Origin of the sequence: Curtobacterium sp. VKM Ac-2852 (assembly GCF_013205045.1) — a bacterium.
GTDB classification, from domain to species: domain Bacteria; phylum Actinomycetota; class Actinomycetes; order Actinomycetales; family Microbacteriaceae; genus Curtobacterium; species Curtobacterium flaccumfaciens.
The window spans coordinates 172,388-184,508 of the sequence record NZ_JABMLI010000001.1 but is presented as its reverse complement, the minus strand read 5'-3'; the positions used below and the strand labels follow the sequence as shown (position 1 = coordinate 184,508).

General features: G+C 70.6%; 8 protein-coding genes. 6 read left to right on the top strand and 2 right to left on the bottom strand.

The genetic code is table 11. The features are described from left to right. Positions 1–226: 226 nt before the first annotated feature. Complete coding sequence (locus tag HQQ79_RS00880; RefSeq protein WP_173032194.1) at positions 227–2,950, top strand: hypothetical protein; 2,724 nt, start codon at positions 227–229, stop codon at positions 2,948–2,950. Between the two features lie 78 nt (positions 2,951–3,028). Here HQQ79_RS00880 and HQQ79_RS00875 read toward each other — a convergent pair whose 3' ends face one another. Then, entirely contained in the window at positions 3,029–3,826 is a 798-nt protein-coding gene (locus HQQ79_RS00875) for an HAD-IIA family hydrolase (protein WP_173032193.1), read from the bottom strand. 180 nt (positions 3,827–4,006) lie between these two features. Between HQQ79_RS00875 and HQQ79_RS00870 the strand changes: the two genes are divergently transcribed. From HQQ79_RS00870 to HQQ79_RS00860, 3 genes are all read left to right on the top strand, one after another. Further along, positions 4,007–7,477, top strand: a complete 3,471-nt coding sequence (locus HQQ79_RS00870) for an SdrD B-like domain-containing protein (RefSeq protein WP_173032192.1) — start codon at positions 4,007–4,009, stop codon at positions 7,475–7,477. Between the two features lie 182 nt (positions 7,478–7,659). Beyond that, the gene (locus HQQ79_RS18500) at positions 7,660–8,358 is read left to right on the top strand and encodes a TetR/AcrR family transcriptional regulator C-terminal domain-containing protein (RefSeq protein ID WP_071246435.1); all 699 of its coding nucleotides are present in this window, start codon (positions 7,660–7,662) and stop codon (positions 8,356–8,358) included. A 21-nt stretch (positions 8,359–8,379) separates the two neighbouring features. Then, positions 8,380–9,027: a TrmH family RNA methyltransferase gene (locus tag HQQ79_RS00860; protein ID WP_027464993.1), complete on the top strand. Its 648-nt coding sequence runs from the start codon at positions 8,380–8,382 to the stop codon at positions 9,025–9,027. Between the two features lie 103 nt (positions 9,028–9,130). Here HQQ79_RS00860 and HQQ79_RS00855 read toward each other — a convergent pair whose 3' ends face one another. Continuing rightward, positions 9,131–10,120, bottom strand: coding sequence for a LacI family DNA-binding transcriptional regulator (locus HQQ79_RS00855; RefSeq protein ID WP_027464994.1), 990 nt, complete (start codon positions 10,118–10,120; stop codon positions 9,131–9,133). Positions 10,121–10,376: 256 nt separating this feature from the next. Between HQQ79_RS00855 and HQQ79_RS00850 the strand changes: the two genes are divergently transcribed. Together HQQ79_RS00850 and HQQ79_RS00845 are read left to right on the top strand one after the other, a co-directional pair. Next, complete coding sequence (locus tag HQQ79_RS00850) at positions 10,377–11,273, top strand: endonuclease domain-containing protein (protein WP_173032191.1); 897 nt, start codon at positions 10,377–10,379, stop codon at positions 11,271–11,273. 10 nt (positions 11,274–11,283) lie between these two features. Next, positions 11,284–12,087 (top strand): NAD(P)-dependent oxidoreductase, encoded by an 804-nt coding sequence (locus HQQ79_RS00845; protein WP_173032190.1) that lies wholly within the window; start codon positions 11,284–11,286, stop codon positions 12,085–12,087. Positions 12,088–12,121 lie beyond the last annotated feature (34 nt).

Below are 12,121 nucleotides of genomic sequence, written 5' to 3'. Positions count from 1 at the left end.
GAGCCGCTTTGGCTCCACCCAGGGCAACCCTAGGGTCGCCCGCGCGGCAGTTCTCCCGTCGTTCACCGCGGAACGGTTCTGTTCACCCGATCGTCACCGGGGCGGTCAGCCTCGGCGGGATTGCGTCTTGCAATAAGGAATGTAAAATGTTGCATGCCGACCATCCATCGATCGTTCGCAAGCCCCCGTCCGAGCACATGCGCGGACGAAGACCTGAAGGAGACCGATGACATCGCCACAGGGCGCTGGAGCCTGGAAACGGTGGTCGGCGTTGTTGGCCGTCGCTGCGACCATCACGGCCGGACTGTCGCTGACCGCCGCCGGCGCGCATGCCGAGGGGCAACTGCCGCGAGCCGGAGCTGTCCCACCGGCTGCGGACGGCGCGAAGTCCGCGAGCGGCTCTGCTCCGAAGGTGATCTTCAGTGAGGACTTCGAGCAGGGAGTCGGTTCCTCCACGATGCTCCTCACCCAGTACGTGGGGCTGAACGGCGTCAAGTACCGCGCCGACCCCGAATGGGTCAGCGCGGCGCAGTGCAACGGCATCGTCACGAACTTCGTCGCGCCGACCGCGCCGACCTGTCACAGCGACCAGGGGAGTGTGGGCGAACTCGCCTACGTGCTCGGCCAGATCAACGGTGGGGACCCACGCACGAACCACGCCGTCAGCGCTTGGACCTGGGATCGGTCCACCACGCCGGGCAGTGTGCAAGTCGGGTCAGTGCGCGACGTCCCGATCGGCGGCACTGACCGGTTCATCTCCTTCGGAGTCGATGCCGCCGCGTCGGCGTGCAGCGGTTTCGCCCACCCGTCGCTCGTGTTCTCCCTCGTCAACGGCGGGCGAGAGCGTCCCGTCACCGATTCCGCGATCGACCCGTGCACCACTGCGGGGACCAAGGCGTACTCGGTCGGTGGGCACCAGGTCCGCGGGGGACACTTCGTCGCTGATGCAGCGTTGCTGGTCTCGAACGACGCGGTCGGCTGGACGATGCGGAACCGGCAGGGGAACTTCTCGGGGAACGACGGAGCGATCGACGGTGTCACGATGTACGACGCCACACCGCGTCTCGCGAACGCATTCGACGGGACCACTCCGTTCGTCGGCGAGTCCGCACGGTTGACGTTCACCGTGCAGAACACGTCCGAGAACGGTGCGAAGTCGGGCTGGTCCTTCTCGGATACCTTGCCGGACCATCTCGTGCTGTCGGCCGACCCGCGTGCCGAGACCACCTGCGCACAAGCCGACGTCGCGGCGGCTGGGGGCTCGTCGACGGTCACTGTCTCGGGTGGGCTCGCCGCTGGGGCAGCTTCCTGCACGGTCACGGTCGACGTGACATCGACAACGGCGGGTACCTACTCGATCGGTGCCGACACGGTGAACGACCACACCGGGATCGACCTGCCCGAGACCGCGAGCATCACGTTCCTGCCCGAGCAGAACGAACTCGTCGTCGAGGACCGTCCCGTCCTCAGCGGAAGCAGCGATGCGGTGGCCGATCTCGGTGAAGGAATCGCGTTCGCACAGCGCGTCACCAATGCAGGGGCGCTCCCCGTGACCGGGCTCGAGGTCGAGGGCGCCAACGGTGTCGTCGTCTGCGAGGTTGACGACCTCGCCCCTGGCGCGTCGACGGACTGTGCCACGCCGTCCCGTCGTGTCGTCCAGGCGGACATCGACCGGGGGCACATCGATGACGAGGTCGGTGCTACCGCACGATCGCCCCTCGGCGCAGAGGTCGAAGCCACGGACTCCGCTTCGCAGCCGACCACGGCGTCCGCTCCGGCGATCGGGACCTCAGTCTCTGCGACCCTCGAAGCGACTGACATGCCGGTTCCGGGCCTCCCGGTCGAGCTGCGGTTGTCCGCAACGAACATCGGGAACGTCACGCTGCACGACGTGGCGGTCACGATGCCGGGTCTGGTGGGCGCAGGGGTCAGCTGCCCGCAGGACGAGCTCGCACCGACGGACAGCGTCGAGTGCACGGTGCCGGACCATGCCCTCACGCAAGACGACATCGACCGCGGAAGCATCGTGTTCTCCGACCGCGCGGCCGGGATCGCTCCGGATGGTCGCACGGTGAACGCTGAGGACGACGACACGGTCACGCTTCCCCAGGTGCCGAGTGTGTCCACCTCGATCACGGCGAACCTCGTGTCGTCGGAGCACGACGTTCCCGCTGCGGGAGACTCGGTGGAGGTCGCTGTCACGGTGACGAACACCGGCAACACGACGCTCAAGGAGATCGGCGCTGCGATCCAGGGCCGACCCGAGCTCGCCGTCACCTGCTCCGCGGAACCGCTCGTGCCCGGCGGATCGACCTCGTGCACGGTGCCGGACCATGCCCTCACGCAAGACGACATCGAGCTCGGGGCCGTCGATTTCATCGAGACCGCGAGCGGCAAGGACCCGAACGGTGAGCCCGTGACGGCGGACGACTCCGTCACGGTCGGCCTCGATGCACGCTCGGCCTTGTTCCTCGAAGGAGCCTGGACGCCGAGTGACGGCAAACCGGTGCGATCCGGCGACGAGATCGCGTCGGCCTACGAGGTGACGAACACGAGCAACCTGGTCGCCCGTTCGATCTCGGTCCAGAGCGTGGAGGCCGGTGTGATCACCTGCCGAGCTGAGGAGCTCGCCCCCGGTGAGCAGACCGCGTGCACTGCGAGCACCCCGCGTCAGGTGACCGACGGCGACGTCACCGTCGGTCACGTCCTGTTCGAAGCGGTCGCGACTGGTTCGGTGGCGCGCGAAGACGGGGCCGTGGGTCCTCGAGGTGCCGTGGAGGTGCGGTCCAACGAGGTCGAGGCCCGGTTCGTCGTCGCACCGTTGCCGGCCGACCTGGCGTACACGGGGGCGGACATCGCAAGGACGGTCGCGATCGCCCTGGGCGTCTTCGGCTCGGGGGCCGTGATGCTCTTGGCGGTCTGGCTGCGCCGTCGCCGTCGAGAGGTCTGAGTGGTCCGAGAGATCGCGGTGTGAGAAGTCACCCGGGCCGTACGATGTGCGGTTCCGGGTGACTTCGTTCGCCCTGCGCTAGAGCTCGACCTCGAAGGGCTCGGTGCGCACGAGCTCGTGCACGCCGGAGATGACCTCGCTCGGGCGGAACGGGTACCGGTCGATCTCCGCCTGGTCGCTGATGCCCGTCATCACGAGCACGGTGTGCAGCCCCGCCTCGATGCCGGCCTGCACGTCGGTGTCCATGCGGTCGCCGATCATGCCGGTGTTCTCGGAGTGCGCCCCGATCCGGTTCATCGCGGAGCGGAACATCATCGGGTTCGGCTTGCCCACCACGTAGGGCTGCTTGCCGGTGGCCTTCTCGATCATCGCGGCGATGGCGCCGGTCGCCGGCAGGACCCCCTCGGCGCTCGGGCCGGTGGCGTCGGGGTTCGTCACGATGAACCGGGCCCCGGCGCGGATCAGGCGGACGGCCTTGGTGATCGCCTCGAACGAGTAGTTGCGGGTCTCGCCGACGACGACGTAGTCAGGAGCGGTCTCGGTCATGATGAACCCGGCCTCGTGCAGGGCGGTCGTCATGCCGGCCTCGCCGATGACGAACGCCGAGCCGCCGGGCATCTGTGACTTGCAGAATTCCGCGGTCGCCAGCGCACTCGTCCAGATCCGCTCCTCGGGCACGTGCAGGCCCGAGCCGCGGAGCCGGGCGCTGAGGTCACGCGGCGTGAAGATCGAGTTGTTCGTCAGCACGAGGAACTCGGTGCCGTCGTCGAGCCACTGCTGGATGAGCTCCGGGGCGCCGGGGAGCGCCTGGTTCTCGTGGACGAGCACGCCGTCCATGTCGGTCAGCCAGCACTCGACGTCGTCTCGGGTCGCCATGGCCCTCACCCTACTGCGCGTGGGTTCACGCCAGCGGTCCCGATGCTCGGCAATCACCATGAGCGATATGCGGAACATGAATAATTGTTGTGACATGCAATGTGTGCGTACGCTGCCGGTCGGGGCGGTCCTCGTCCCCCCGATCTGCGGGACATCAGCCTCGCGAGAACAAGGAGACCCATGCGATCTCGAAGTAGAGCGCGCATCGCCGTGTCGACGCTGGCCACCGCTGGCGTCGTCCTCGGTCTTGCCCTGCCGACCGCCCCGGTGACGGCGAGCGAGCCGGAAGGGCCCGACGGCACCGCATCCGCCGCGCCGCAGAGCACGGTCGCCGTCGCGATCGACGTCACGAAGGACGGCAACGGCCCCTTCACCCCGACGAACGGCGCTGGTGGTGACGCGAGCGAGAAGAACGGCATCGTCCGCACGATGGACGCGGTCACGTACCGCGTCTCCCTCAACTCGAACGACGGCACCAGCACGAACGAACGCTTCAGCGTGACCGCCCCCGCCGACACGTCGTGGGCAGGGGTCCCGACCATCTGCGCCGGCCCAGGCTCTGCGGTCTCGGGGGCCGTGCTGACATGCAACATCGGCACGCTCGGAGAAGGCCGGACGGTCGCCGTGCCGATCGTCCTCGACGTCTCGGGCGACTTGCAGAACGGCGACACGCTCGCCGTCCCGGTGACCGCGACCGCGGACGAGGCCGAGAACGGGACCGTCACCGCGGTCGCCGACGCCGTCACGGTGTCCGCAGCCGCGCGCTACAACCTGAGCAAGAACGTCCACGCGTCATCGCTCCGGACCGACGTCACCGGTCCGGACGGAACGACGAAGGGGCTGCAGCTGATCTACCCGATCGCCGTGGACTGGCAGCCGCTCGTGCCCGGACAGGGGCTCCTCGGGTTCGAGAAGAGCGCCGGCCCGATGACGTTCACGGACGACCTCTCCCAGATCCTCGGCGCCGTGCCCTCCGATGCGGTCCTGTGGAACGGCGGGAACCCCGTCTGCGGCCCGAACGAGCCGGGTGACTGGCGGATGGGCGGCCTGCCCGGTGGCAGCGGCGGCGGCGAGCAAGCGGTCACGGACTCCGGTGCGTTCTCGTGCGACCAGGCGGCCCCCGGCCGGGCGGTCGACGTCACGATCACCGGGACGGTCACCGACCCCGAGCACGTCCCCTCGAGGAGCCTCACGAACGGGCCGATCGCCGGCGGCGCCAAGCCCTACTTCGTGAGCGGCTACATCAGCCTCTGGATGCGCAACCCTCCGACCGGGACCTCGGTCGAGTCGGTCAACACCTTCACGCCGCTGCAGACCATGTCCGTCAGCGGAGCGCCGAACTTCCCCGGCGGCACGGAACCGACGGGTGACAACTCCGCCGAGCGCAACGTCCTCGAGTACGCAGACGGCTCCGCGCAGAAGCGGCTCCTCCGGGTCATCGGCGACGGGCAGGCCGTCGAGCGGGGCTCTGCTCGCGACGGTGACCCGTGGGCCACCCCGGGCACGCTGCTCCGGAGCGACGTCAGCGCCTCCAACAGGGGGCTGGCGTCGTTCGAGAACGCGATCCTCTGCGACACCTTCGACCGCGAGACGCAGCACGTCACCCGCGTGGGCGGCGGCGGGGTCGCGGCGTTCACCAGCGGCATGACCAGCGCGAAGGTGCAGTACGCCGCGTACGACATGACCTCTCCCTCCGCGGGCCAGAAGGCGACCTGCGACGACGAGGACGGCCCGTGGTACGACCAGCCGGAAGACGTCCCCGGCGGCATCGACGCCGTCGGAGCGGTCCGCGCGACCGGCGACGTCCCCGGTGGCAGTGACGGCACGCTCTACAGCTACGTCACCACCGAGGACGCCGCGGACGGCACGCGGGCCTACGACTTCGGTCACGCGTGGTTCGGTGACCGCTCAGAGCGCTGGGCGCACGACGTCTGGTCCGACGCGGACCTCGGTGCCGGTCCCCTGTCCGACAGCGTCATCCTCACCGAGAACCTCGCCCGGATCCAGAAGAAGATCGTCGACCCGGGCCACGACGCGGCCGACACCCCCGACGAGACCACCTTCACCGTCGCCGGCGACACCGTCGACTACGCCCTGTACCCGTCGCTCACGAACGGCAACACCACGGGGAAGGAGACCTCCGTGACGGTGCGGGACGTGCTGCCGAACCACGTGACCTACGTCGCCGGCAGTGCCTCCGAGGTGCCGGAGATCGACACCACGAAGGACGACGACGGCAACGACGTCCAGCGTCTCACCTGGACGACAGCGGTCCGGCCGAACGAGGCGATCGACCCGATCACGTACACCGCCGCGGTCTCGAAGCTCGCCCCGGCGGGGGCGATCACCAACGTGACGGACATCGCTTCGCCGACGGACAAGTCGCCGGAGGCCTTCCGCGACGCCCAGCGCGCCGTCCAGGTCGTCGCCACCGGCGGGGTCGGCGTCGAGAAGACCGCGGTCGAGCCGGTCGTCGTGTCGGGGGACCACCTGGAGTGGGACCTCGGGTACACGAACATCGACGCCACCCCGATCGACGGGCTGGACGTCATCGACGTCCTTCCGTACCGGGGGGACACCCGCAACTCCACCTTCCACGGCACGGTCGGACTCGCCGAGCCCATCGCGGTCGCCGAGGCAGCCGGTGAGCGCGTCCGCTACACGAGCCGCGACCCGCGCGACGTCGTGCTCGACGCCGCTGACCCGTCGAACCAGGGCGGTGGCGCCACCACCTGGTGCTCGGCGTCGGCGTTCGGCACCGGGGGATGCCCGGCCGAGCTCGCGGACGTCACGGCTGCGCGCATCCTGCGGACGGCCCCCGTGGGCGTGGGTGAGACCGTGACGCACCGGGTCGTGGTCGCGACGGCGGGCCAGCGCGACCGTGACGCGTACACGAACCGGTTCGGCCTCCGCGCCTCGAACCTCGCGCTGCCGGTCCAGTCCAACCCGGCGACGGTCACGGTCGTCGCCGGTTCGATCGGAGACTTCGTGTGGTCCGACGAGAACGGCGACGGTCTGCAGGACGACGACGAAGCCGGCGTCGCGGACGTCTCGGTCCGCCTCACCGGCTCGGACGACCGCGGCGACGCCGTGCGCCGGACGACCACCACGGACGGCGACGGTGAGTACGCCTTCGACGACCTGCGCCCCGGCTCCTACACCGTGCACTGGACAGCACCGGACGGTCGGGAGTTCACGAAGGAGCTCGTCGGCGACGACCGCGCGATCGACTCCGACGCCGACACCTCCGGTGCGACCGCCCCCGTCGAACTCGCCGCGATCCGTTCCGACGAGGGCGAGCTCGAGCACATCGAACTGGACCGCACCGTCGACGCGGGGCTCCTGCCCGCAACGGAGACACCGACCGGACCGCCGGTGACGCCAGGTGGCCCGGGAGTGCCCGGCACACCCGGACATCCCGGGAACGCCGGGAGCGCTGGGAACGCCGGGTCTTCGGGAACACCCGGCACCCGCGACGACGCGGAGGCGGCGGGTACCCGCGACGGATCCCGCGACCCGGCACGCGGCGGACTGGCGTTCACCGGAGCCGACGGACTCGGACTGGCGGCGGCGACGGCGGTGCTGCTCCTGGCCCTGGGCTGCCTCATCGTGGCGCGCAGGCGTCGCACCCGCGGATCGAGCCAACGCTGAGCAGTGGGGCCGCGGCGAGGCACTCGTCGCGGCCCCCACTGACGGTCCGCTCAGAAAGGGCCGGGAGGCCCGGAGCGGCTCTTGCGCGCTGCTGCCAGACCCGAGATGGTCGAGACACCGAACCGCGGTCGGCTTTTGCCCTACGCTTTTCGGGACACGTACCGAATCAAGGAGGCCCCCTCGTGCTCGTCGAACCCGGAACCCCGTCCACCGCGCCCCGACCCACTCCGGTGTCGGAGACGGAGCTCGAGGTGACGCCGCGACGACGCCGGGGCCGTCCCAACGTGCTGTCCCGCGAGCAGGTGATCGACGCCGCCACGACCATCGCGAACGAGGACGGCCTCGACCGCCTGTCCTTCCGGGCACTGGGCGTGCGGCTCGGCGTCGCCCCGATGACCGTGCACCGGACCATCGGCGGCCTCGACGACCTGCACGCCGAACTCGTCCGCCGCACCGTCGACGAGTTCACCGCGACCTTCGTCTGGCCGGACGAGTGGCACGCCGTCGTCCGCACCTTCGCCACGACGTTCCGCGACCTGATGCGCACCCACCCGCTCGTGCTCGAGTCGCACAGCCAGCGCGCCCCGCTCGCCTCGACCGAGTCCGACGCCGTCGTGGCGAAGGTCGTCGGTGCCCTGCAGGACGCCGGACTGCCGCCGGCCGAGGCGATGTACGCCTTCTTCGTCGTCTACGACTTCGTGGTCGGGCACGCCGGGGTGCAGGTCGGGCGCGGGGACTCCGAGGCCGGACGCCCCGAGCGGCACCGGCTGGTGGGTGAGATCCTCGGCGAGCACTCCTACGACGACCGGTTCGCGCTCGGCCTCGACATCCTGATCGCCGGCATCGAGTCGCGCATCGACCACCCGGACCACAGCGCCTGACCTCGGCCGTACGCTGGTCGGGTGACCACAGCGCCCGAACCGTCGCACGAGCTGACGACCAACGGGGTGGGGCCGCACCCGGAACCCTGGCCCGACGACCCGCGGCTCGACCCGGAGCTGCTGGCCGCGGGGGACTCCCGGAACGTGCTCGACCGCTACCGGTACTGGTCGATGGACGCGATCGTCGCCGAGCTCGACACCCGTCGGCACGCGTTCGACGTGGCGATCGAGAACTGGCAGCACGACCTGAACATCGGGTCGATCGTGCGGAGCGCCAACGCCTTCCTGGCCGGCACCGTGCACATCATCGGACGACGAAGGTGGAACAAGCGCGGAGCGATGGTCACCGACCGGTACCAGCACGTCCGGTACCACCCCGACGTCGAGGCGTTCCTCGCCGCGATGGCCGAGGAGCAGCGTCCCGTCGTCGCCATCGACAACACCCCCGGTGCCGAGCGCATCGAGACCGCGACGATCCCGGAGCGCTGCGTGTTCCTGTTCGGGCAGGAGGGCCCCGGGCTCACCGAGCAGGCGGTCGCCGGTGCCGACGCACACCTGGAGATCACGCAGTTCGGGTCGACGCGGAGCATCAACGCCTCGGCCGCCGCGGCGATCGTCATGCACAGCTGGGTCGTCCAGCACGCGGAGTTGCCCGGCGCGACCTCGTGAGCAGAAAAGGTCGGGTACGGGCCCTGAACCCGACCATTTCTGCTCACGAAGCGGGCGGGGCGGAGGCAGATCGGGCCTCCAGGCCGGGGCCCGGGCTGCCCCGTCAGCGCGCGGCGGTGGTGCGACGCGCGACCAGGCGGGGTTCGACGAGGAGTTCCGTGGCAGCGATCCGTGGATCGGCGATCCGGGCCAGCAGGCGCTCGCCGGCGCCGCGGCCGATCTCGACGCTGCGGTCGTCGATGCTCGTCAGGCCGACGTAGCGCATCGCGGCCACCGGGGTGTCGTCGTACCCGATGACGGAGACGTCCTCGGGGACGCGCAACCCGCGTTCAGCGAGCTCCGACAGAGCGCCCAGGGCCATCACGTCGTTCGCGGCGAAGACCGCGGTGACGTCCGGGTGCTCGTCGAGGAGCATGCCGAGGGCGCGGGAACCGGCCTCTTCGGTGGGTTCTCCCGGCAGCACCGTCGTGACGACGGACGCGCGTGCCGCCGCGGCCTGCGCGAACCCGGCCTGGCGTTCGGCCGAGGCCGCCGAGCTCGCACCGACGAACCCGAGGCGGGTGTGGCCGAGGTCGAGCAGGTGCTGCGCCGCGATGCCGCCACCGGCGTGGTCGTCGTTCGCCACGGTGTCGGCACGGGGGATCGCGACCCGGCCGCCAGCGATCACGAGCGGCATCGAGGCCGGGATCGCGAGGTCCGTGGTGGGCTCGCCAGCGATCACGATGCCCTCGACGCGCATCGAGAGGAAGCCCTCCACCGGAGAGGCATCGAGCCCCGTGTTGAGGAACCGGTCGGCGACCACGAGCCGGTGTCCCTGGTCCTGCAGGCTCTCGCGCAGGCCGGTGAGCAGGTCCACGAACCACTGGTTGCGGAAGTCGTCGAGGACCACGCCGATCGTGCGGCTGCGCGTGCCGGCGAGGGAGACGGCCGCGGTGGAGGGGCGGTAGTCGAGTTCCTGGATGGCCTTGAGCACGGCGGCCCGGCGCTGGTCGCTGACCCGGGGGGAGCGCTGCAGCACGAGGGAGACGAGGGACTTCGAGACCCCGGCGCGTGCGGCGACGTCGTAGATGGTCGCGGGCTTGCCGTCTCCCATGATGCGCTTCGACCTCCGTTGGCTCGTGCGTCGATCGTAGCGGTTGACGTGACATGGGCCGGGCGGGGTCGTGGTGGGGTCGCGGTGTCGGTTTCGCTTCGTGAGCAGAAATGGTCGGGTGCCGGGCGGCGACCCGACCATTTCTGCTCACGATCTGCGCGTGGCTGGTCCTCCACACGGGAGGCCCGGGGTGCGTTGTGCACAGAAGTCGCGTTCGGCGCGCGGGCAGTGGGCGCGGGGCGCGAACGTGGTGGTCATGCGAGCACGACCACTTCCGACACCGCTGCGCGGGCGCACGTTCGACGTCGGTGCCGCCGACCGCGCGGGCGTCTCCCGACAACGACTCCGACGGCGTGACCTGATCCGGCCGACCCGGTCCATCCGATGGGCACGTGACCGTCCGCCCGACCCGGTCCACCGGATCCGGGCGTTCCGGCCGGTCCTGGTCCCCGGGCAGTTCTTCAGTCACGTCTCGGCGGCGGTCCTCTGGCAGCTGCCGGTCCCGTTCGCCGACGACGGACCGGTGCACGTCACGAGTCCCGTGCCGATCGCACAACCGCGCCGCCGCGGGGTCGTCGGGCACCGCATCACACCGGACCGTGCCCGGGTGACGGAGCGGTGGGGGATGCCGACGAGCACGCCCGCGGCGCTGTGGGTGGACTGCGGTGCCGTGCTCTCGATCGACCAGCTCGTCGTGCTCGGGGACGCCATCGTCACGGAACGACGGTGCGGGACGACGATCGACGACCTCGCTGCCGCCGTCGCCCTGGCAGGCGCGCGATCGGGTGTCCGACGACTGCGAGCGGCGCTCGAGCTCGTGCGGGTGGGGGCCGGGTCGCCGCAGGAGACCAGAGCACGGCTGGCGATCGTCCGCGCGGGGCTGCCCGAGCCCGACCTGCAGGTCGACGTGCTCGACGAAGACGGTCGGTTCGTCGGCCGTGTCGACCTGGCCTACCCGGAGCAGCGCATCGTCATCGAGTACGAGGGTGACCACCACCGGACCGATGCCGAGCAGTGGGGCCGTGACCTCCGCCGCTACCGCGAGATGGAACGAGTCGGCTGGGCGGTCGTCCGGTGGACGAAGTCCGACCTCGACACCCCGGCGTTCGGCGCGGTCGCACACCTGAGGTCGCTGCTCGCGCGCCGGGGGTAGCGTCCGCAGCATGGCGACGCTGCTCATCACCGGAGCCGCGGGTCGGATCGGGAGCGCCCTGCGTCCTCGACTGCGGTCCGCGGGACACGACCTCGTGCTGCTCGACGAACAGCGGCCCCACGATCCGATCGTCGCCGGGGAACGGTTCGTGCCCGGTTCGGTGAACGACCCGGCGGCGCTGGACGATGCGGTCGCCGGGGTCGACACCGTGGTGCACCTGGCGGGGATCCCGACCGAGGCCGCCTGGGACGACCTGATCGCGGCGAACCTGACCGGCACGAAGAACGTGCTCGAACGGGCGGCCGCCGCCGGGGTGCTCCGGGTCGTGCAGGCCAGCTCGATCCACGCGGTGGGGCTGGTGCCCGAACCCCTCGACCAGCCGGGGAGCGTGCCCGGCGACCGGCTACCCCGTCCGGACACGTACTACGGCGTGACGAAGGCGGCGATGGAACTGCTCGGCAGCCTGTTCGCCGATCGGTACGAGATGTCGATCGTGTCCGCGCGGATCGGTGCGTTCGGGGCGCTGCCGCCGACGACCCGGGGGCTGCTCATGTGGACCTCGCCCGACGACCTGACGCGACTGGTGCTCGCGACCGTGGCGCTCCGTGATCCCGGGCACCACGTGGTCTGGGCCCTGTCACGGAACACAGGGTCGCCGGCCGACCTGTCCGCCGGGGAGCGCATCGGGTTCCACCCCCTCGACGACGCGTCCGCCGTGCTCGACGCGGACGCCCGTGCTGCCCTGCCGACCGACGACCTGCGCACCCTCGGCGGCGGGATGGTGCACCAGCCGCTCGGCGAACGCACTTCGTGAGCAGAAGAGGTCGGGTGACCTGACGTCACCCGAC